This window comes from Paenibacillus sp. 32O-W (assembly GCF_007679495.1).
Classification (GTDB): domain Bacteria; phylum Bacillota; class Bacilli; order Paenibacillales; family NBRC-103111; genus Paenibacillus_L; species Paenibacillus_L residui.
Genome location: NZ_VEGP01000021.1, coordinates 1 through 20,571 on the forward strand (window position 1 = coordinate 1; position 20,571 = coordinate 20,571).

Consider the following 20,571-nt stretch of genomic DNA (forward strand, 5'->3'; position numbering starts at 1 on the left):
CCGTTATCGAACACCTTGAACCCGTCTTTGACCCATTTCGTATTGTAGTGCTTTTTGATCTTATAGGGATATTTCGCAGATTTAATTCCCTTTCGTATCGCTTGGTGGGCAGCCTCTCGTGCCAAGGATAAACGGCTATCGCCGTCCTTTGGACAGGCGCGTTTACCGATGAAATATAAGAACAGGTATAAGGTGAAAACTTATACTTTCTTATATTTGAACAAATACTTATGACAAACGGCCTGGATGGATTGACTATGCAAGTGGAATTGGCGTTTGGTTTGCTTCTGAAGCTCTGACTGCGAAATCCATTTCCGATGCTCCGAATAGTAGTTCTTTGCGAGCTCTAAGCACATATTCCACACCTGGGCAGATTCGCGATTACAGGCATATAGTCGTTCGACATCTCGTTTCGAGGCATGGAAACGTACAATTTGAGCTCGAATCATGGAAAACCTACCTTTCCGGAACGTTTGTTCTATATCATCAGTATACCATACATTTGCATCAAAGTGATTAGAACAAACACATGCTCTTCCCAGCGAAAATTTTCGGGAAAGGCGTCATTCATCTCCCACCTGCTTCGCTGAGGAAGGAGACTTCTGACGCAAGTTGTTAAAGAGGCAGCTCCCGCAAGAAAGCACGAATTAAAGACTGAAATGCCGGCTTGGCGCGATTGGCTGTTTCGACAACCTGCTCATGGGTTAATTCCTCCAGTTCCTCGCCAATAGCCATGTCCGTTATACAGGATATACCCAGCACCTTAAGTCCGCAGTGCCGTGCGGCAATGACTTCCCCTACCGTGGACATCCCTATGGCGTCTCCTCCCAGGCGGGCAAGCATCGTTAATTCCGCTGGAGTCATATAGGACGGGCCGCTGATTCCGCAGTAGACTCCTTCCTGCAGCCGTGAAGGAGAGGCGCTCTCTCCCAGCCCCATTTCTTCGCCCAAACGGCGTACCAATTGTCTGTATCCGCGGTCATAGGCCTCCGACATATCGGGGAATCGGGGTCCCCATCCGGAGTCATTCGGGCCAATCAACGGATTCGTTCCGGTCATGTTGATATGATCGCTTATCACCATTAAATCGCCCGGCTTGAACGTCCGGTTCATTCCTCCAGCCGCATTGGTCATCACTAAAGAACGGACTCCAAGAGCTTTCATTACATAGACGGGAAAAACTACTTTCTTCATGGTATAGCCCTCATAATAATGGAGCCTTCCCTGCATAACGATCACCGGCTTGCCTTCCAGCAGCCCCGCCACGAATTGCCCTTCATGGCCTTCCACGGTAGAAACCGGGAAGTGCGGGAGCTGACGGTAAGGGATGCTCACCGCCTCGGTGACTTGTTCCGCGAGGTCTCCGAGTCCCGAACCCAGCACCAGCCCGATCTGCGGGGTTCTTCCCTGCAAAAGATTGCGCAAGCTCTCCGCCGCTTCCCGAACCTCATTCCAATACTGGACTGTCTGCATATTCCCTTCCTCCCTTAATTCAGCTTGGATAGCAAAGTCCGCATCAAATCGATAAATTTGGAACGGACTCTATTGGCTGTGGCGACTACCTCGTCATGCGATAGCGGCTGATCCAGCATTCCCGCCGCCATATTAGTAATGCACGACACCCCGAATACCTCCATGCCGGAATGACGGGCGGCGATTACTTCAGGTACGGTGGACATTCCGGCGGCGTCTCCGCCCAGTTTCCTGAGCATTCTGACCTCTGCAGGAGTTTCATAGGTGGGGCCGGTCATCCCTACATAGACCCCTTCCCTCACTTCCAGCCCCAGTTCAGAAGCGGCTTGTCTTGCCAGCTCCAGCAGCCGGCGGCTGTACCCTTCCGACATGTCGGGGAAACGGGGGCCAAGTCGGCCGTCATTCGGTCCGATCAGCGGGTTTCGGAACATGAAATTGATATGGTCGCGAATAAGCATGAAGTCTCCCACCCGGTAATCAGGGTTGATTCCTCCGGCGGAATTCGTCACCAGTAACGTGCGGACACCGAGTGCTTTCATCACTCTGACCGGGAGCGTAACCGCTTCTCCGTCATACCCCTCATACAGATGAAACCTCCCCTTCATCATAACGAGAGGGCGTCCGTCCAGAGTTCCGACTATAAGCTCACCGGCATGCCCTTCGACCGTAGAAACCGGAAAATGAGGAATATCCCGATAGGGAAGTACGGCGGGCCGTTCTACGGAATCGGCCAGCACCCCGAGCCCCGAGCCGAGAATAAGGCCGACCGACGGGGTAATGGCAATCCGTTGGCGTATCCATTGAGCCGCCTCCTCTATTTTGGCGTATGTGGAGGCTTGTTCTTCATGTGTCATTTGCCTGGCTCCTTTCTCCCATGTTATTAATCCGGTGTAGTGCTTCAGATAAATCCAAGCGGCAGCGTATGCTGCCGTTAGCTACTTTCAAGATTTCGAGGCTATTTCTCCGCTTTATCAAATTAATTGGGACAGAAAGCTGGTTCCGTTCTCTCTCCATTCCACACCGAAGTTATCGGCAATCGTGGCCCCCAAATCGGCAAAGGTCGATCTTATCCCCAATGATACCGGGGATTGCAGTGAAGGACTCCAGACGAGAAGCGGGACGTATTCCCGGGTATGATCGGTCCCGGAATGATAAGGATCATTTCCGTGATCGGCCGTGAGAATCAGTAAATCCTTGCTCCCGATTCCCTGCGTCAAGCCGGGAAGGCTCCGGTCAAATTCCATCAGGGCCTTCGCATAGCCTTCCGGATCGCGTCTATGCCCGTACAAGGAATCGAAGTCGACCAAGTTGGTAAACAGCAGCCCCCGATAAGGGCTTTTGAGTCGGTCCGCCGTCTTCTGGATACCGTCCGCATTGCTTGTTGTGCGGATGGCTTCGGTGACCCCTTCTCCAGAGTAAATATCGTTGATTTTGCCCACAGCAATGCAATCCAGCCCTGCGTCCTTGAGCTTGTTCATGACCGTAGGAGCCGGCGGCTTGACGGCATAATCGTGACGATTGGCCGTACGCGTAAAATTGCCGGACGATCCGACATACGGACGCGCGATGACGCGGCCGACGGCGTACTCGTCCCGCAGAGTCAATTCCCGGGCAATCTCGCAGGCCCGGTACAATTCCTCCAGCGGAATTACCTCTTCATGGGCAGCCAGTTGAAATACGCTGTCCGCCGAAGTATAGACGATCCAGGCCCCGGTTCGCATCTGCTCCTCGCCGAGCTCTTGAAGGATTTCCGTTCCGGAGGCCGGTTTGTTGCCGATCACCTTGCGGCCGGTTCTGTTCTCGAATTCCTCTATCAGCTCCGGTGGAAACCCGTCCGGATAAGTTTTGAAAGGAATGGTCACCTTGAGCCCCATCAATTCCCAATGGCCGGTCATCGTGTCTTTGCCGACGGAGACCTCCGCCATTTTTCCGTAATAGGCTGCGGGATCCGGAACGGAAGGAACCTTGGCAAGCGGCGCAATATTGCCAAGCCCCAAGCGCTTCATGTTCGGCAAATCGAAAAAGTCCACCCTCCCGGCAATATGACCGAGGGTATCGGCACCCTCGTCTCCAAAGCGTGCGGCGTCGGGAAGCTCTCCGATCCCTACGCTGTCGAGCACAATCAGACAAATCCGTTCATACTTCATCCCTGTTCTCTCACTCCTTGTCATCGTGAATCGATAGATACCCTACCATTTCGCCCGGGGATGGGTTCGGTCGTACACTTCCTTCATGCGTGTCCGCGAGACATGGGTATAAATCTGGGTCGTCGAAATATCCGCATGACCCAGCATTTCCTGAACGGCCCGCAAATCGGCTCCGTTGTCCAGCAGATGGGTCGCAAAGGAATGACGCAGCGTATGCGGGGTGATCTCCTTCGTTATATTCGCCTCGCGTGCATATTGCTTAATAATTTTCCAGAATCCTTGGCGTGTCATTCCGGTGCCTCTCTGGTTGAGGAACAAGGCGTCCTCCGGCCGGTCCGGCTTAGCAAGCTGCGGCCTGGCCGACTCCAAGTAACGGTTAAGCCACTCGGTGGCGAGACGCCCAACGGGAATAATCCTCTCCTTGGAGCCTTTGCCTATGCAGCGAACGAACCCCATGCCCAGGTTGACGCTCCCCATATCCAACGAAATCAGCTCGCTTACGCGAATACCGGTGGCATAGAGCAATTCCAGCATCGCCTTATCCCGGATGCCGGCCGCCTTGGAGCATTGGGGCGTATCCAGAAGCCTCTCGACTTCTTCCTGTGACAAAATTTTCGGCAGCTTCTTCTCCTGCCGGGGGGAATCCATATTCGCGGAGGGATCCTTCGCGATCATCCGCTCCTGCAGCAGGAACCGGTGGAAGGAGCGAATCGAAACCATCGTTCTGGACACTGTCGAGGCTGCTTTGCCCTGCTTTCGCAAGTGAAGAAGATAACCCTGTACATCCGTCGGCGCCAGGCTGTCTAAGGAATGTACGCCCGATTCCTTCAAATAGTCAATATATTGGCTTAAATCCCGTTCATAGGCTTCCAGCGTGTTGGAGGAGAGCCCCCGTTCCACGGAGAGAAAATAGATATAAGACTGCAAATAAGACTTCATGGATGACTTAAACTCCCTCCCTGAAAATAGTATGAGCTTTTCCCAAGAGGACTACCCTGTCATGACCCATCCTATACCCCTAGCGGGAAAACTAAACGTCGGCCCAAAACGGAAACTGCCGGTCATTAGGACCGCGCCACACTCGACAGGCAGCTTACCGGCCGGATCCCTGTCTGCAGCCGGGTTCCGTCGCTATATCCTTCCTCACGGCCTGCCAATTCCTTAGCCAGCTTCGCACGCCACGCGCTCAGTTCGTCGGCATATTCCGGCCGGCCTGCAAGATTGACAAGCTCCTGGGGGTCTTCGGTTAAATCAAACAACTGCTCCTCTCCGGTTTGCGAATACCAGATGTACTTCCGGCGGCCGTCGGTTAACCAGTGGTTCGACCACTTGCCCGCGGAATGCTCCCCGTGAAGTTGATTGCGCCATTGAACATCCTTGTCGCCCCGCGCTAGCGGAAGGACACTGCTTCCTTCCACCGTATCCGGAATCGGCAGGTCTGCGCAATCCAGCAGCGTCGGCATTATATCCCTCAGCTCGATGACGTCCCTAACCTCGCTTCCCTTACGGAGCCCCAGCAGGTTTCCGGGATCGGCCAGCAGGAACGGCACGTTCGCGCTGCCCTCATAAGGAAGCGATTTTCGAAACAAGTGATGATCTCCCAGCATTTCTCCATGATCGGAAGTAAATAACACAATTGTATTATTCATCACTCCGAATTCAATCATGGTCTGGAAGAAACGGCCCAATTGGGCATCTATATGAGTGATTAGGGCATAGTAAGCGGCTCTTGCCCGCCTTAAGCGTTCCTTGGGAACATTCCCGCGGGAGGTTACCGGGTCCAGCCCGTTCCGTTCCAAATCCTCGGTATCCGCCCAATCTCCACAAGGAGGCTCGGGAAGCGCCAGGTCCTTATACAGGTCTAAATATGACTGAGGCGGGTCGAACGGCGGATGCGGACGTACGAACGACATCTTCAGGAAGAAGGGTTTCCGCGGATCCCTGCGCCTCAGAAAATCTATGGATTGCGTAACGACCCAATTGGTCGGGTGCCATGCCTCCTGCAAGTGCCAAGGTCTGGCCATTGTGGACGAATTGCAATCGAGGCCGAGGTCTGTCAGATCCGCCTCCGTTCCTGCCCGCTGCCTTAACCACGGCAAATAGTCATCGCATGCGTCGAACGATTCCGCTACCGTATTGGCATGGCGATAACGGTTATGATGCAAGTAACCGTCATGCAGAATTACATTATGAAAACCGCACAAATTGCGGGTTGGATAGACATGCATCTTTCCGACACATTGGGTATGATATCCTGCCGCGGCCAATTCGCCGGGCAGCATGCGCTCGTAATCCCAAGGTACCTTATCCTGGTACCCTACCCTTCCATGGGAACGTTGGCTCATGCCCGTTAATACGGCTGCCCGCGCCGGTATGCAGCTTGGCGTTGCCGTGTATGCCCGGCGGAATAACACTCCGTTCCTTGCCAACTGATCCAGATTAGGGGTTTCCACTACAGGATGATTCAGGACACTCAGGCAATCTCCACGCATTTGATCCACCATGATCAGAAGAATATTCGGTTTCATCGCTTCCATCCCTTCGTCGGCATTTCCAGTCCACCCGGCGGTCTCATCGCTTCTATTAAAGCGTATTCGCCTCACGAACAAATGGCGTTCATGTCACTGGATATGTGCAGGAGGCAAACATTCCATAACGGAGTTCATCAGATTACCCGAATGTCGGCCTATTTGTAAAATTCGCCATTAGCCCGGCGTTTCCTGCTTACCGTATAAGCAGAAAAAACATCCGAAGGGTGCGATACCGCATTTTTCTTCGGATTCTATGCATAAAAAAAGGAACTCTCTCCGCCCAAAAATAGTCTGGAAATCGTCCCCGCTTATGTTATTATTCAATTGTCGGCAATACTTGCCGCCTTCTTTTTATAAACGAAATTAACTATTTATATCGGGACAAGGACGGTGTGATTTACTATGAAAATTCACGTTCTCGGCACCGCCGCGGCGGAAGGATTCCCTAACCCTCATTGCCGCTGTGAGCCTTGCGAAAGAGCCAGAAAACTTGGAGGCCGAAATATGCGATCGCGCAGTTCGGTCATTGTTGATGATATCATCAAGATCGATTATCCGGCGGATTCTCTGTTCCATGCATGGCGGGACCAAATCGATTACGGAAAAATCGAGCATCTGCTGTTTACGCATACCCATTACGACCATTTCTTCCCCGAAGATTTGTATAACCGGGTCGAAGGGTATTCTCATGGCTGCGCTTCCCCTCTACATATTTATGGAAATGATGCCGCTATCTCCCAAACTTATAAAGCGGTTCCAGCGCGTTCGGAACGGTATGCCTTTCACCGACTGCTTCCTTTCCAAACGGTTGCCCTGGGCTCCTTCCGCGCAACGGCTTTGCTGGCTGATCACAATCCGCTGGAGACCTGTTATTTGTATTATATCGAAAAAGACGGAAAAGCCCTGCTGCATGGCCATGACACAGGCTGGTTTCCGGAAGAAACCTGGAGCTGGCTGGAGGGCAAAAAAATCAATATGGCTCTCCTGGACTGTACGAACGGACAGCTGACCACAGACAAGCGGGAAAGAAATCATATGAACGTAGAGACTGTGCGGGAAGTGAAGCGCCGGCTTCGGGAGGGCGGCCAAATCGATGACCAATCCCAGTTGTTTGCCACCCACTTCTCCCATAACTGCGGCTTGCATCATGAGGATTTGGTTCGTATTTTCGCGCCGGACGGGATTCAAGTCGCCTACGACGGCATGGTTGTCCAAATCTGATCCGACTTACGCTACTGGCCATACCAATAGAACATTCTGAGCCTGTCGATCATCCCGTCAGGCTCTTCGGCCAGCATGCCGGGTTGGAACACTTTCACGGCCCTGCCTCCCGGCTCTTTGTACCGGTCGGCGGGCTGAATCCATTCGGAAATAACCGCCAGCAACAGATACATCAAATAAGTAAGGACGATAAATGTAACAAGAAACTTAAATCTTTGCACCCATTTCCGGACAGACAAGATCATGACTATTCCTCCATCCCTTCCTGTTATGGATAAAGTATGATCTTGTCCGTCTATGTATGCCTGGGGCTACAGCAATTCGGACAGTTTCCGGTAAGGGAGTGCCACTGCTTCGGCAACCGCCGGATGCGTGACCGCTCCTCCATATGTATTGACCCCGAGAGCAAGCGCCGGATTAACCTGTACAGCTTCCTTCAATCCTTTGCCCGCCAATAGCTGGGCGTAGGGAAGAGTAACGTTGGTTAATGCCAATGTAGAGGTGCGGGGTACGGCCCCAGGAATGTTGGGCACCGCATAGTGAACAACACCGTGCTTCAAATAGGTTGGCTCGCTGTGGGTGGTTGCATGGTCAATGGTTGCGATCGTTCCTCCCTGATCGATGGCGACATCCACAATGACGGCTCCCGGCTTCATCGTCCGAACCATCTCCTCCGTTACCAGCTTCGGCGCCTTCGCCCCCGGAATCAGCACGGCCCCGATCAGCAAATCGGCATGCCGGACGGCCTCCGCGATATTGTACGAATTCGACATAAGCGTATGCAGCCGCCCCCCGAATACATCATCCAAATAACGCATTCTATCCGGGCTGTTCTCCAGAACCGTTACGTTGGCCCCCATACCGACGGCGATCTTGGCGGCATTCGTCCCGACAACACCGCCTCCAAGAATGATGACATCCGCCGGAGGCACCCCGGGAACCCCTCCCAGCAATATTCCCCTTCCCCCATGGAATTTCTCCAGAAACCGTGCCCCCAGCTGCACTGCCATCCGGCCGGCAACCTCGCTCATCGGCGTCAATAAAGGCAGGCTTCCGTTAGGCATTTGGATCGTCTCATAGGCAATGGCAGTTACTCCGCTATCCGTCAGATGATTAGCCAGTTCCCCGGCGGCCGCTAAATGAAGATAAGTGAACAGGATCAACCCGCTGCGAAAATAACAATATTCGGAGGGAAGCGGCTCTTTGACTTTCATAATCATTTCGGAGCGGCCCCATACTTCAGCCGCATCCTTCCCTATGGAGGCACCGGCCTGAATATATTCCTCATCCATGAACCCGCTGCCGCTGCCCGCGCCCCTCTCGATGAGCACCTGATGTCCTTGCCCGGCAAGCACTGAGGCTCCTGCAGGCGTCAATGCGACCCTATACTCGTTATCTTTAATTTCTTTGGGAACACCTATGATCATTCAAATAAGCTCCTTTCCATCGATTCGATAATCCTTGTTCTATTCTTTCCGGAGAAGCCGTTCTACCATCCGTCCCTCCGAACAGCAACAAAAAAAGCTTCTATGAGAAGCCTTTACTTAGATGTTAATATCCGTTGTAACACTTCGTAAGTAGAGTAAGGCCACAGAAGCTGATTCCGGGTACTAGTCAGGGCCCGGCTATTTATGCCCATCGCATTTTTTTCAACTCAATGCTTTAATAAACTTAAACTATCTAATGTGGTAAAAAAAGCTTCTAACGGAGCCTCTTCGAAGACGAATAACCCGGTTTTAGAGGTAACTTTTTATGCCAATTAGAAAGTTGTTCCATTTTAATGCTTTAATAAACTTAAAACTTTCTAATGTGGTAAAAAAACACTCCTACAGCACATTCAGGCTTAAGAGTGTTTAATTCTACTTTTAACCGGGGCAGCGGCTTGTTCCTTCTCCTTACCGATACACCGATGGCAGATTCCTTGGAAGTCGAGACGATGATCCAACACCTTAAACGAAAATTCCTTCTCGAGTCTTTCTTCCAGCGGTCCCAGCCAATCCTCCATGATCTCATCCACCGCGCCGCATTGAACACATATTAAATGATGATGATGGTGGTGCGAGCTGTCGTTACGCAAATCATAACGGGCTACACCGTCACCGAAGTTCATTTTCTCCAAGACATGAAGCTCGCTTAACAATTCCAATGTCCGATATACCGTAGCCAAACCGATATCCGGATATTTATCCTTGACCAGCATGAACACATCTTCGGCGCTCAGATGATCTTCTTCATTCTCCAACAAAACGCGAACGGTCGCTTCTCGCTGGGGAGTTAATTTATAACCTTGAGATTGAAGCTGCTGTTTAATCTTCTCGATCCGCGTTTCCATTCTCCTCCCCCTTACCAAACTGCCAGCAGTCGAAAGGCATACCGACATTTATTTTCATTATAGGGGGATTATAACGATAAAGTCAAACCTTTTGCACGGACGAGCAGCCTACAGGAGAGAGACCGGCATTTCGGGCAATCCTGCCAGGGCCAGGAGATACGGAGTAACCCACTTCATAATGACCGGGCTGACATACGCCTCGAACAAGGAGACAACGACCACAATCAGGGCCAAGGTCAGAATGGTCGTCGAATATTTTACAAATATAGGATATATGCTGCCCGAGCGCTGGATGAACCGGTTTTTGACCAGATGAATCGAGAAGCTGATCGCCGCTACACTGGCTGTCAGAATGACGGGGATAAGCACCAAGTTCTGAGGCGCGATGGAAGCTAGAGCGAACAGCATCCCTTTCCACGAAAATTGGCCGACCATAAAACCGACGCTGAAGCCGATCAGCACCCCTTTAATAAAATCGAGGGCGAAAATAAGCGGCAGCCCGATGACGGACAAACCGAATATCCAGATAATGCCCACCCATTTCAAATTAAGCGACAGGGCCTGCAGGAAAGAATGCTTGCCGCTGAAATCGCCTTCCGCCCCTTGGTCAATTGTATGGAAGAAATGTCCCAAATGCCGCGCGATTTCCTGCTTCTGCTCCAGCGTCAAAGCTTGGACCAAGACGGCCCCGAACACCACTCCGGTAACAAATAACATAGCAACGAAGACATATAACGATAACTGATCCTTCGAATACATGCGCAAATCCTTCGGCATGCGGCTTCCTCCTCTTGTCCCATTAATTCACCTTATGAGACAAGATAGAAGATTATTCTATGTTTTCGAAGGAGAGGGTTGAGATTGCTAGGATCGGACAACCTTCCCGTAATGGCCCCCGCCTCCTACCTCCACAGGCAGAACCCCTTCTCTGGCCTGCATAATGTAACGGGCTATTTCCCCGCCAACGACTGCTTCCAGCGTTTCCTCCGTTGCCTGATGAAGAATATTCATCTCCGATCCGAACCGGTTCAGGAGCTGATTCAGCTTGGACGGACCGAGTCCGGGAATGAATTCCAGAGGGACCTGGAAGAAATAAGGCGGTCTGGTGCCGGCTTCAGGCGCTCTTTCGCGGTCCGAGATTTCCATGATCCGATCCAGAACCCCGCGCACAATTTTACGGCTGCCGCAGCAGGTGCACCGGTCTACTGCGGAATCCCGATCATCGAGGATGGTATCGCACTGCGAACAGAAGGTTCGATGATATTTCCCCAGCCGCGGGTTCAATCCGTAATTTGCGGTGATGGCTCTTCCTTCGCAGCCGGATAATGCCCGCACCAATTCCTCGAAGGAAGGCTCTTTCATCGCCATTTGGTTATATTCACGGCCAATTTTCCCTAAGGAGTGGGCGTCGGAATTCGTAACGAAGGACAAGGAATCCAGTTCGGAAATCGTGCCGGCCATCTCCGTATCCGAGCTTAATCCAAGCTCTACCGCGGCCAGCGATTCCAGATCCAGCAGATCGGAAATGCGGGAGGAGCAGCTTCCATACACACTCTTGTGCGGAGTGAAAATATGGGCGGGGATGACGATGCCGCCGCGTGCCGTTACTTCCTGCTGCAGCACCCGGGCGGGAACATAGATGCGCTGGGAGCTGAGCTCCACATTCTTCATATGGAGGCGCAGCCATTCTGTAAACCGGCGCATATCGTCCAAGGTAGGCAGATAAACGAGCAGATGGGCAGGCCCCATCCCCGGATCGCGCACTTCGATTTCGCTGCCCAGAATGACGGTCGTGTCGTGATAGCGGATGCCGCCCCCGGGCAGCTCCGTCATTTCCCCTTTATCCAAATAGAAATCAATTTCTTCCTGTACGGAAGGCGATTGACAATCTATGATGCCGATCATCTCTATTCCCTTGCGTTCGGCCGCTTCCTTGGCAATGTTGTAAAAAGTAAGATTGCGGGCAGCGCTGATCTTGACGGGGCTGCCCTTCTCAGTCCGGCCTATATGAATGTGCAAATCGACGTAATACCGGTTCATAGAAAGTCTCCCGTCAGCCGGTAAATCTGCCACGCATAGACGGCGGCTATCGTCTTGGCATCGCTTATACGGCCCTCGGCTATATATTGCTTGGCCTGTTCAAAGGTGAGGGCCGTGCAATCGAGAAATTCGTCCTCATCAAGGTTCGCCTGCCCGGGAGTTAGCTGCTCCGCGAAGAACAAATGCAGGAGCTCGTCCGCGAAACCAGGCGAAGTATAGAAGGAGCTGATAGGCCGCATTGAACCGCAGCGATAGCCGGTCTCCTCCTCCAATTCACGCTTCGCCGCTTCGCTCGGCTCTTCGCCGGGGTCCAGCTTCCCTGCCGGAATTTCCACCTGACTTCTGCCGAGAGGCTTGCGATACTGCTCGACAACCAGCATTTTATCGTCTACCAAGGCCAGCACACAGACCGCCCCCGGATGGCGGACAATTTCCCTTGTCGCCGTTTCCCCGTTCGGCAGCCTCACCCGGTCCACCTGCAGGGAAATGACCTTTCCGTCAAAAATTTTCTCGGTTTCCAGTGTCACTTCAGCGTATTTATCATTAGCATTTGTCATGGTTTCCTTCTCCCTAAAAATAGATTTGATGCTGACGAAAGAAAGTTCCTCCGGAGTGAATCATGGTCATCCGCCGACAATATCGTGAATAACTTGTCCCGGAGATCCATATCTTTTAATTATAACATGATCTTAGCAGGAAAGAGGGGCTTCAATGAAAAGTTATAGAGCTGCTAACCAGTTCAGATTGGTCGGAAAAGCCTGGGAAATCCGCCATTATTTAAACCGGATAAGTCACAACGGAGGACAAATGGAGGTAGCCGAATGGCTGGCCGGCCCTAGCCGCCATTCGGCAAACGGTAATGCGGGTATCTCCACAGACGCCAGCCGGTTTCGGCAGCGGCGGCCACGGCAAGGAAGAAGGCACGGTCTTCATTCCATCCCCTGCCCATCGTCCGAATAGGCTCCGGATAAGAGCGAATCGCTTCCGCGACTTGTTCGGAGCTGTTCCCGCCGACCCAAATCAAGTCATGCTTTCGGGCGCATCCTGATTCTTCGGCTTGCCGCACGATTTGCTGCTTTTCCCACGGCTGCAAATCATCCGGCAATGGAAGGATGGCCCGATGTGAGGCTACCTTAGCCAAAGTCGTCAGCACATGATGACTCAGTCCCCGATGGCGTACCCGTTCATCGGCAAAGCTGACCCTCGGAATAACGATCGGCCGGCCCCCGAGCGCTGCTGCTGCGTTAACAATCTCCCCAGCCTCTATTCCGCTGAAGCCATAGACCGTACCCGTTCCGGCTATGCCGGGCCCCATCGTAACAATGATCAGATCAGCCCTCAGAACATGTTTGGCCGCCAGGAGCGCCGTATATTTATTAACCGCTTCCAGATCTCCTCCGACTGCATGGCCATATGTAACGGTTCCAGCCAGGAATCCGCACTCGCCGAGGATGGAAGCATGCCTGCTGAAGGCCAGCGGAAGAGCTCCCCCATCGGTCATGACATAGACAATTCGCGGCATCCGTTCGGTGCATTCGGCCGCTGCCAATGTCCGGAGCCAGCAGACCGCAACGGGGAGCATGCTGTGAAGCTCTCCTATCAATACCGGAGTCCCTTCCAGGCTTCGCTCCTCCGTAAATAATGAATGATGCTCGCTATCAGGCTCCTCGACGGATTTCACGGCAGTCTGAACGGGAGTATAACGCCATTTCATCATATGTCCGTGCTGCTGCCTATCAATCTTAGTATCTGAAGCGGATTCCGCTCTATTCGAGTTCAGCGGGATTACTCCCGTTTCCGCACAAATTACGGCTTCCTCTGCACCTGAGGTTTTCGCGGCTTTGACAGCTTCAGCAGCCCACTCGTCGCAGGCTTCGATCCGCAGCGAAGCCCCGCGCCCCCAGATCGCCTCTTCGTCCTCCACACATCGGATAGGAATTTTGCTAGTCCGGATATCCTCTGTCGGACGCTTCAGCTGTCCTTGGCGGAGCACGGCAGCCACGAAATCGATGCCTCCGGAGCCAAGCCCCAGGCCGATCGCTGTGCGGTTAAGCAGTACGGTATCTCCCGGGGCCGCCGCTGGGTACAGATCCGTATAGACGACGGCCTTGGTCAGAGTCCGCGGCCCCGACAGCCGAACCCACACCTCCTGATAGCCGTTCCGTCGTTCCCGCTCTTTGACCACCGTCCCCCATTCCCACTCGACCATCCCCATCCCCCCACATGGCTTCTACCGTATATGTATGTCGTTAATGCTGTCCGCATAACGCCATTGGGGAAGATCGTGCCGCACTCCCGCTTGCATCAATATTTTCCTCTATCTTACATTCGGTGAAAGAAGCTGCTGCAGTCTTCTGTGCCGCCTCACCATGAAATGAACCACCCAGACGACTCCGGAGACGAACAGCATGTCGAAGCATACGTTAAACAAAAACAAATGCTTCGCCAAGTCCGCTTCCCCGTCGCCAATGACCGGCACAATAAACTGGATGACGCCAATTAAGGCAATGGTCATCAGCAGCTCCATATACATTCTTGCAGCCGGCCGTTTCGTTTCCAAATACGACTTGACCCAAACCAGAATAAAGGCGCCATAGAAGGCGATAAGAAACCACAGCTGATTGGGAAGCAGATGTTCCTTGAATTTGCTCCACAAAGTATAGGTATGGGACAATGCGCCCGGAGCCTTGTGCTCGCTAAGCTCATAATTGCCCAAATAGGAAGGTTTAATGGCAAATGCCTGGGTCGCGGTAATTTTCAGCTTTTCCCAATAACGGACCGGATGTTTCAGATAGAACAAAGCAATTTTGGAATGTCCTATCTTCTCATCCAACTCTTGTTCAAACTCGGGAGATTTAATATTAATAGGCAAATCGGGAATAAAGTAGTTCGTCCCCGCCAGGACGGCCCATTCCGGATTCAGCCCGAGCTCCTCCAAATCCTTATGCGGATTTGGAGAATCCTTCAATATTCCGTAGAAAACGGTTTGGTACTTATTAATGATCTTGATGCTGCTGCCGTGCGATAGGAATACGATGGCCGAGGTAAGGATAATGAGCACAGAACCGACCATCGCCGTATACTTCCATTTCCTTCCTTCCCCCCATTTCCACAAGCGGAGACTCAGCAGAAACAGTACGATCCCGATCGGCGCATTCTGGACCTTCGCGCTGATCGCGAAAACGGCAGAGACGTAAAAGCCCGCCAGCAAACCGATCGAGGGACGTTCACGCAAGGTTAGCGCGGCGCCGAAGGCAAACGTCAGCAGAAGGAACAGCATCGATACCGGCTCTCCGAATAAGGAATTGAAATAAGCGGCATATGCCCCGTCTGCAAAAACAAGCACGAGCAGGACAGCGAGAACCCAACGGGGCCAGGCCGAGATCGCCCGATGTTCTTTAACAATCCGGTAAAGAGCAGCCATCAGGATCAGGCTGTACAGTCCGGAGAGCACCCGAATATCATACCAATCCGCCTGAAACCATTGTTGGACCCAAGCGGTCAGCTTGACCAGAAGCGCTTGGGAGGACAAATAACCGCCCACAGCGGTTAACGCGTCGTCGACAAAGGCATATTTGCTGAAAAAATAGGAAAAGTATTTATCCGCCTGCTCCACAGGCATATAAGCCAACCCCGCCGAATTCATAATTCTCTCGAAATCCCCGTTGTTCGCCATTCCGACCAGCGGCTTTACCATTAGCAAATAGGCCAAAATCAGAGCAGTAAAAACAACAACCAGCCATTCCGGTTTCCACAGCTTAAGCTTCATACCCGTCTCCTTCTAAATCGTGAAAAATATTTCGAATTATTTCTATCTTACCCCGGATAGAAGAGTTCAAAACCTGCAGTCCCCGGCAATTTCAGCCCCTCTCTCAACAAAGAAAGCTCCTATGTGAAAAATAAAAACTCTTGAACCATTCGGGTCCAAGAGTTAAGAAGTTGAAATCTATTTAATTAGGTTGGCGGGCAATTAATTCTCCGTCATGCTTGATTAAGAGCGCATCGTTTCCTGCACAATGGCTACTACCAGCTCAGCGGTGGCCGCCAGTTCGCGCACCGGCATTTGCTCGGAGGTGGTGTGGATATGCTCATAGCCTACGGCCAGATTGACGGTAGGGATTCCCATGCCGTTAAAAATGTTGGCGTCACTGCCCCCGCCGGTATGGAACGTTGCCGGAGTCCGGCCAATCGCCTTCGCCGCCCTCATGGCCAAGCTGACTACCGGGGTATTCTCATCATATTTAAAAGAGGGGTAAATCAGCTCGCTGTGAAACTCCACCTTGGCGCCCATTTCCTCGGCTGCGGCATAGCAGGAGCTGCGCATCGCTTCCACCTGCCGCTCCAGCTTCTCTTGAACGAGACTGCGCGCCTCCGCCTCCAGCTTCACTTGATCGCACACAATGTTCGTCTGTCCGCTGCCCATGAAGCTGCCGATATTGGCTGTCGTTTCAGAATCTATCCGGCCCAGGGGCATCTTGGAAACGGCACGGCTGGCTACGGTAATCGCACTGATTCCATCCTCGGGATTGACCCCGGCATGAGCGGATTTCCCTTCGAATGTGATCGAAATTTTGGCTTGCGACGGCGCGGCGACCGCAATTTGACCCACTTCACCGTTGGAGTCGAGCGCATAGCCGAACTCAGCCTCCATCAGCTTCGGATCCATGGCGCGGGCACCGTTCAGCCCGGATTCCTCGCCGACGGTAATGACGAACTGGATGCGTCCGTGAGCGATCTTCTGCTCCTGAAGCACACGAATCGCTTCCAGCATGGCGGCAATTCCGGCTTTATCGTCACTGCCGAGAATCGTCGTTCCATCGCTGCGGATGTAGCCGTCTTCGTCCAGCCTCGGCTTAATATCATTTCCCGGAACGACGGTATCCATATGCGAGGTGAAGAAGATGACGGGAGCTTGTTCTCCTCCCTCCGTAGCTTCCAGAGTACAGATCAGATTCCCGGCCCCATGCCCGGAACGCGACGCCGAATCATCCTCCAGCACATGCAGTCCCAGGGCTGAAAATTTCTGCTTCAGTACCCGGCATATTTCCTGCTCATGGCCGGATTCGCTGTTTACCTGAACGAGCTCCATAAATTCTTCGATCAATCGGTTTTGTTGAATCATCGACTTTCCTCCATCCGGATTAGTAGGGTACAATAAGGAGTGAAGCTTTAAGAGGCTTGTCCTTCCGGCTTCCTCATGATCCGATACATAACTTTCCTAACAAATAGAGGAGTGACTTTCCTATGAAAAAGAACAAATTGTGGTTCCGCATCGTCATTTACATCATGCTTGCCAGCATGCTGCTCTCCACACTTCTGTTCAGCTTCGCGTTTATATTCCAGTAAGGCTTGACAGCCTTGCTTGGTACCTTACGCTCTAGTAAATATTCGTGTCGGCATTGTAGCCTTCCAGATTTTCCCTTACCCTTTGCAGGAATCGGCCGCAGATGACCCCGTCCAGAATCCGGTGATCCAGGGAGAGACACAGATTGACCATGGAGCGGACAGCGATCATGTCCTGAATGACAACCGGCTTCTTGACGATCGATTCGAAGGTAAGGATAGCCGCCTGCGGGTAATTGATAATCGGATAGGATAGGATCGACCCGAAGGAACCGGTGTTGTTAACGGTGAAGGTTCCCCCCTGCATATCATCTAGCCCAAGCTTGCCTGCCCGCGCCTTTTTCGTCAATTGGTCGATTTCCCGCGCCAAGCCGGCTATATTTTTTTGGTCCGCATTTTTGATGACCGGTGTGACCACCATGTCCTCCGTACCTACAGCCAAGGAAAGATTGATATCTTTCTTGACAATAATTTTGTCGACGCCCCAGACCGAATTCATAATCGGATAATCGCGGATGGCACTGACGACCGCCTTCAGTAAAAAGGCCAGATAGGTCAGGTTGATGCCTTCTTTCCGCCGGAATTCTTCCTTCCACTTGTTGCGGAGCACGACCAGATTGGTGACATCCACCTCAATCATCGTCCAGGCATGCGGAATTTCCGATACGCTCTGCCGAGTCCGGCTGGCAATAGTATGCCGAATGGGAGTCACGTCGATATAGTGATCCCCTGTACCCGCCTGCTGGGGATCCTCCAGCTTCACCCAGGAGATCGGCGGATCCTGGGACAGATGCAGCCCGGTGGTGCGCACCGGAACCTGGGGAGCCGGCGGATTCACCGCATCTGCCTTCGATTTGGCTTGGGCTCCCGGCAGCGGCGCCTCTTCCCGCTTGCTCGCATAGGCCAGAACGTCCTTCCGTGTAATCCGGCCGCCCAGCCCGGTACCCTCCACCTCATCCAAATTAATGTTATTCTCCGCCGCTATTTTCAATACGGCAGGCGAATAACGGGAACGCAGCCCGGACTCGGCCTCTTCAGGCTTAACCCGCTCTCCGCTTGATACGGACGGTTTGCTGTCTGCCGACTCCATCTCTGCATCCTTCTCCAGACGAACGATACAGAGCACATCCCCGACATCCGCGGTTTCCCCTTCCTTCACCCGAATTTCGGTTATCGTTCCTTCAACGGTCGACGGCATCTCCACGTTTACTTTTTCGGTCATCAATTCGCATAACACTTCGTATTGCTGAATATAATCTCCAGGCTGCTTGAGCCATTTGCTAACTGTAGCCGATACGAGCGTTTCGGCCAGGTGGGGAACGGTGACTTCAACTTCCCGCCCTTTGGTTTGATTCATTCATTCATCCTCCTAAGGATCCTTTCTCTCCGGATTTCATCTTCATATTTCGCCAGGAGCTTTAAATAGCGGCCAGTTGCCTCATCGCTTCCTTAAGCTTCTCCGGATTCAGCAGAAAATTCTTCTCCAGCGTAGGGCTCATGCCGACTGCCGGAACATCGGGGCCGCACAGTCTCATAATAGGAGCATCCAGGTCATAAAACATCTCTTCGGAAATAATCGCCGACACTTCGGCTCCAACCCCGCCAGTCTTGTTATCTTCATGAACGATAAGTACCTTGCCGGTCTTCGCCGCCGCCTCCAGAATCGCCTCGTTATCGAGCGGCTGCAGGGTCCGCAGATCCAATATATGAGTGCTGATTCCTTCCTCTTCGAGCTCCTCCGCAGCCTTCAAAGCATAATGAACCGTCATTCCGTAGGTGATGACCGTGATGTCCGTCCCCTGCCTCTTGACATCCGCCTTACCGATCGGCACGATATAATCTTCATCCGGCACTTCCCCGGAAATAAGCAGATAGCATTTTTTATGTTCAAAATACAGGACCGGGTCTTCATCCCTGACCGCCGCTTTCAGCAATCCCTTCGCATCATAAGGCGTGGACGGAGCCACCAGCTTCAATCCCGGTGTGCCGAAAAATACCGATTCCGGGCATTGGGAATGATAGAGTCCGCCGCCCCCCGTTGCGCCGTAAGGAGCCCGGATGACAACCGGGCAAGTCCAATCCCCGTTGGAACGGTAATGAATTTTGGCCGCCTCGCTGATGATTTGATTCGTAGCCGGGAAGATAAAATCCGCGAACTGCATTTCGGCAATCGGTCTCATTCCGTACATAGCGGCACCTATAGCGACCCCCGCTATCGCCGATTCGGCCAGCGGGGTATCCAGCACCCGTTCCTCACCATATAAATCCCGCAAGTGCTTGGTCGCATTATTGACCCCGCCTTTGCCAACGTCTTCCCCAAGAACGAAAACTTGATCATCCCTTTGCATTTCTTCCTGCATTGCGGAACGAATTGCTTCCAAATATGTGATCACTGCCACCCGGTAGTCCTCCTTGTTTAAGGTTGTGCGTAAACGTGAAGCATCAAATCTTCGGGCTCGGGATAAGGCTGGCGGTCGGCATAATCGGTCGCCTCGTTCACTTCCCGCTGCACCGCTTCATGAAGCTCACGGTCCTTGTCCTCCGTCCAGATTCCGCAATCGGTCAAATATTGCTTGAATTTCGGCAAGCCGTCGTGCTTCCAGTGCTGCTCCACCTCTTCTTTGGTCCGGTAAAGCATGTCATTATCGGAGGTTGAGTGAGGAGACAAGCGATACATGACCGCCTCGACCAATGTGGGACCTTCCCCGCGGAGCGCCCGTTCACGGGCTTCCTTAATGACGCGGTAAACTTCGAGCACATCGTTGCCGTCCACCCGGACACCGGGAAATCCGTATCCGATAGCCCGGTCCACCACTTGCCCGGCGACTTGCTTCTCCAGCGGTATCGATATGGCATATTGATTGTTCTCGCACATAAGAATGACCGGCAGATTATGCACTCCCGCGAAGTTGCAGCCTTCATGAAAATCTCCCTGATTGCTGGATCCTTCACCGAAGGTGGCGAAGGATACGAACGGCTTGCGGTTCATCTTGGCGGCCAGAGCAATGCCAACCGCATGAGGCACCTGTGTCGTTACAGGGCTCGATCCGGTCACGATACGGAGTTTCTTATGGCCGAAATGCCCGGGCATTTGCCGGCCCCCGCTATTCGGATCTTCCGCCTTGGCAAATACCGAAAGCATCAATTCCTTCATGGTCATTCCGACACTTAACACAAAGGCGTAATCCCGATAATACGGCAGAAAATAGTCCTCTTCCCGGTTCAGGGCAAAGGCCGATCCAACCTGGGCAGCCTCCTGGCCGATCCCGGAAACATGGAACTGAATTTTGCCCGCTCGTTGCAGAAGCAAGCACCGCTCGTCGAATTTCCGCGCTCTCACCATATTTCGATACATTTCTATGACCTGCTGATCGGATAAGCCCAAGGAACGGTGTTTGGTCAGTTGTCCGATAGACATGGAGCGAAACCTCCTTTTTTTGAAAAGCTGGTTAAATCCTCTAGGTCTTGAAAACATGCAGCTTGC

19 protein-coding genes and 1 pseudogene are annotated in these 20,571 nt (G+C 52.6%); 3 read left to right on the forward strand and 17 right to left on the reverse strand.

The window, feature by feature from the left end:
- Positions 1–615: 615 nt before the first annotated feature.
- The 5 genes from FS806_RS10465 to FS806_RS10485 form a co-directional block, all read right to left on the reverse strand.
- A complete protein-coding gene (locus FS806_RS10465; protein WP_144935550.1) occupies positions 616–1,473 on the reverse strand; it encodes a purine-nucleoside phosphorylase in 858 nt (285 codons plus the stop codon).
- A 14-nt stretch (positions 1,474–1,487) separates the two neighbouring features.
- Positions 1,488–2,327, reverse strand: coding sequence for a purine-nucleoside phosphorylase (locus FS806_RS10470; RefSeq protein WP_144935553.1), 840 nt, complete (start codon positions 2,325–2,327; stop codon positions 1,488–1,490).
- Between the two features lie 117 nt (positions 2,328–2,444).
- Entirely contained in the window at positions 2,445–3,620 is a 1,176-nt protein-coding gene (gene deoB, locus FS806_RS10475; protein WP_144935556.1) for a phosphopentomutase, read from the reverse strand.
- A gap of 42 nt (positions 3,621–3,662) precedes the next feature.
- The gene (xerD, locus tag FS806_RS10480) at positions 3,663–4,559 is read right to left on the reverse strand and encodes a site-specific tyrosine recombinase XerD (protein WP_144935559.1); all 897 of its coding nucleotides are present in this window, start codon (positions 4,557–4,559) and stop codon (positions 3,663–3,665) included.
- A gap of 125 nt (positions 4,560–4,684) precedes the next feature.
- On the reverse strand, positions 4,685–6,148 hold the full coding sequence (locus tag FS806_RS10485) for an arylsulfatase (RefSeq protein ID WP_144935562.1): 1,464 nt from the start codon (positions 6,146–6,148) through the stop codon (positions 4,685–4,687).
- 507 nt (positions 6,149–6,655) lie between these two features.
- Here FS806_RS10485 and FS806_RS10490 point away from each other — a divergent pair.
- Positions 6,656–7,372: an MBL fold metallo-hydrolase gene (locus tag FS806_RS10490; protein ID WP_225312806.1), complete on the forward strand. Its 717-nt coding sequence runs from the start codon at positions 6,656–6,658 to the stop codon at positions 7,370–7,372.
- A gap of 11 nt (positions 7,373–7,383) precedes the next feature.
- Here the strand turns inward: FS806_RS10490 and FS806_RS10495 are convergent, their stop codons facing one another.
- The 6 genes from FS806_RS10495 to FS806_RS10520 form a co-directional block, all read right to left on the reverse strand.
- Complete coding sequence (locus FS806_RS10495; RefSeq protein WP_144935568.1) at positions 7,384–7,617, reverse strand: DUF4227 family protein; 234 nt, start codon at positions 7,615–7,617, stop codon at positions 7,384–7,386.
- A 66-nt stretch (positions 7,618–7,683) separates the two neighbouring features.
- Positions 7,684–8,799, reverse strand: a complete 1,116-nt coding sequence (gene ald / locus FS806_RS10500; RefSeq protein ID WP_144935571.1) for an alanine dehydrogenase — start codon at positions 8,797–8,799, stop codon at positions 7,684–7,686.
- A 416-nt stretch (positions 8,800–9,215) separates the two neighbouring features.
- Positions 9,216–9,704 carry a ferric iron uptake transcriptional regulator gene (gene fur, locus FS806_RS10505; RefSeq protein ID WP_144935574.1) on the reverse strand — a complete coding sequence of 163 codons (489 nt, stop codon included), beginning with the start codon at positions 9,702–9,704 and terminating at the stop codon, positions 9,216–9,218.
- Between the two features lie 108 nt (positions 9,705–9,812).
- Entirely contained in the window at positions 9,813–10,481 is a 669-nt protein-coding gene (gene spoIIM, locus FS806_RS10510; RefSeq protein ID WP_144935577.1) for a stage II sporulation protein M, read from the reverse strand.
- Between the two features lie 87 nt (positions 10,482–10,568).
- On the reverse strand, positions 10,569–11,744 hold the full coding sequence (locus tag FS806_RS10515) for an endonuclease Q family protein (protein ID WP_144935580.1): 1,176 nt from the start codon (positions 11,742–11,744) through the stop codon (positions 10,569–10,571).
- Complete coding sequence (locus tag FS806_RS10520) at positions 11,741–12,301, reverse strand: NUDIX hydrolase (protein WP_144935583.1); 561 nt, start codon at positions 12,299–12,301, stop codon at positions 11,741–11,743. The genes FS806_RS10515 and FS806_RS10520 overlap by 4 nt, the downstream gene beginning before the upstream one ends.
- Before the next feature lie 154 nt (positions 12,302–12,455).
- Here FS806_RS10520 and mciZ point away from each other — a divergent pair.
- Positions 12,456–12,521, forward strand: a pseudogene (gene mciZ, locus FS806_RS27090) (Z-ring formation inhibitor MciZ); the annotation flags it as partial.
- Between the two features lie 58 nt (positions 12,522–12,579).
- Here mciZ and FS806_RS10530 read toward each other — a convergent pair.
- From FS806_RS10530 to FS806_RS10540, 3 genes are all read right to left on the reverse strand, one after another.
- Entirely contained in the window at positions 12,580–13,953 is a 1,374-nt protein-coding gene (locus FS806_RS10530; protein WP_222126638.1) for a DUF3866 family protein, read from the reverse strand.
- Between the two features lie 108 nt (positions 13,954–14,061).
- A complete protein-coding gene (wsfD, locus tag FS806_RS10535; protein ID WP_144935592.1) occupies positions 14,062–15,513 on the reverse strand; it encodes a glycan biosynthesis hexose transferase WsfD in 1,452 nt (483 codons plus the stop codon).
- Positions 15,514–15,735: 222 nt separating this feature from the next.
- Complete coding sequence (locus FS806_RS10540; protein WP_144935595.1) at positions 15,736–16,866, reverse strand: M20/M25/M40 family metallo-hydrolase; 1,131 nt, start codon at positions 16,864–16,866, stop codon at positions 15,736–15,738.
- 122 nt (positions 16,867–16,988) lie between these two features.
- Between FS806_RS10540 and prli42 the strand changes: the two genes are divergently transcribed.
- Positions 16,989–17,090, forward strand: coding sequence for a stressosome-associated protein Prli42 (prli42, locus tag FS806_RS25715; protein WP_150960518.1), 102 nt, complete (start codon positions 16,989–16,991; stop codon positions 17,088–17,090).
- A gap of 31 nt (positions 17,091–17,121) precedes the next feature.
- Here the strand turns inward: prli42 and FS806_RS10545 are convergent, their stop codons facing one another.
- From FS806_RS10545 to FS806_RS10555, 3 genes are all read right to left on the reverse strand, one after another.
- Entirely contained in the window at positions 17,122–18,444 is a 1,323-nt protein-coding gene (locus tag FS806_RS10545; protein WP_144935598.1) for a dihydrolipoamide acetyltransferase family protein, read from the reverse strand.
- A gap of 61 nt (positions 18,445–18,505) precedes the next feature.
- On the reverse strand, positions 18,506–19,486 hold the full coding sequence (locus FS806_RS10550; RefSeq protein ID WP_144935602.1) for an alpha-ketoacid dehydrogenase subunit beta: 981 nt from the start codon (positions 19,484–19,486) through the stop codon (positions 18,506–18,508).
- A gap of 17 nt (positions 19,487–19,503) precedes the next feature.
- The gene (locus FS806_RS10555) at positions 19,504–20,505 is read right to left on the reverse strand and encodes a thiamine pyrophosphate-dependent dehydrogenase E1 component subunit alpha (RefSeq protein WP_144935605.1); all 1,002 of its coding nucleotides are present in this window, start codon (positions 20,503–20,505) and stop codon (positions 19,504–19,506) included.
- Between the last annotated feature and the right edge of the window lie 66 nt (positions 20,506–20,571).

Coding starts and splice junctions, on each gene's coding strand:
- fur (WP_144935574.1), bottom strand. CDS start 9,704: ATGGAAACGCGGATCGAGAAGATTAAACAGCAGCTTCAATCTCAAGGT.
- FS806_RS10520 (WP_144935583.1), bottom strand. CDS start 12,301: ATGACAAATGCTAATGATAAATACGCTGAAGTGACACTGGAAACCGAG.
- FS806_RS10465 (WP_144935550.1), bottom strand. CDS start 1,473: ATGCAGACAGTCCAGTATTGGAATGAGGTTCGGGAAGCGGCGGAGAGC.
- FS806_RS10540 (WP_144935595.1), bottom strand. CDS start 16,866: ATGATTCAACAAAACCGATTGATCGAAGAATTTATGGAGCTCGTTCAG.
- FS806_RS10490 (WP_225312806.1), top strand. CDS start 6,656: ATGCGATCGCGCAGTTCGGTCATTGTTGATGATATCATCAAGATCGAT.
- FS806_RS10495 (WP_144935568.1), bottom strand. CDS start 7,617: ATGATCTTGTCTGTCCGGAAATGGGTGCAAAGATTTAAGTTTCTTGTT.
- FS806_RS10530 (WP_222126638.1), bottom strand. CDS start 13,953: ATGGTCGAGTGGGAATGGGGGACGGTGGTCAAAGAGCGGGAACGACGG.
- prli42 (WP_150960518.1), top strand. CDS start 16,989: ATGAAAAAGAACAAATTGTGGTTCCGCATCGTCATTTACATCATGCTT.
- FS806_RS10555 (WP_144935605.1), bottom strand. CDS start 20,505: ATGTCTATCGGACAACTGACCAAACACCGTTCCTTGGGCTTATCCGAT.
- FS806_RS10545 (WP_144935598.1), bottom strand. CDS start 18,444: ATGAATCAAACCAAAGGGCGGGAAGTTGAAGTCACCGTTCCCCACCTG.
- spoIIM (WP_144935577.1), bottom strand. CDS start 10,481: ATGCCGAAGGATTTGCGCATGTATTCGAAGGATCAGTTATCGTTATAT.
- ald (WP_144935571.1), bottom strand. CDS start 8,799: ATGATCATAGGTGTTCCCAAAGAAATTAAAGATAACGAGTATAGGGTC.
- FS806_RS10470 (WP_144935553.1), bottom strand. CDS start 2,327: ATGACACATGAAGAACAAGCCTCCACATACGCCAAAATAGAGGAGGCG.
- FS806_RS10485 (WP_144935562.1), bottom strand. CDS start 6,148: ATGAAACCGAATATTCTTCTGATCATGGTGGATCAAATGCGTGGAGAT.
- deoB (WP_144935556.1), bottom strand. CDS start 3,620: ATGAAGTATGAACGGATTTGTCTGATTGTGCTCGACAGCGTAGGGATC.
- wsfD (WP_144935592.1), bottom strand. CDS start 15,513: ATGAAGCTTAAGCTGTGGAAACCGGAATGGCTGGTTGTTGTTTTTACT.
- FS806_RS10515 (WP_144935580.1), bottom strand. CDS start 11,744: ATGAACCGGTATTACGTCGATTTGCACATTCATATAGGCCGGACTGAG.
- xerD (WP_144935559.1), bottom strand. CDS start 4,559: ATGAAGTCTTATTTGCAGTCTTATATCTATTTTCTCTCCGTGGAACGG.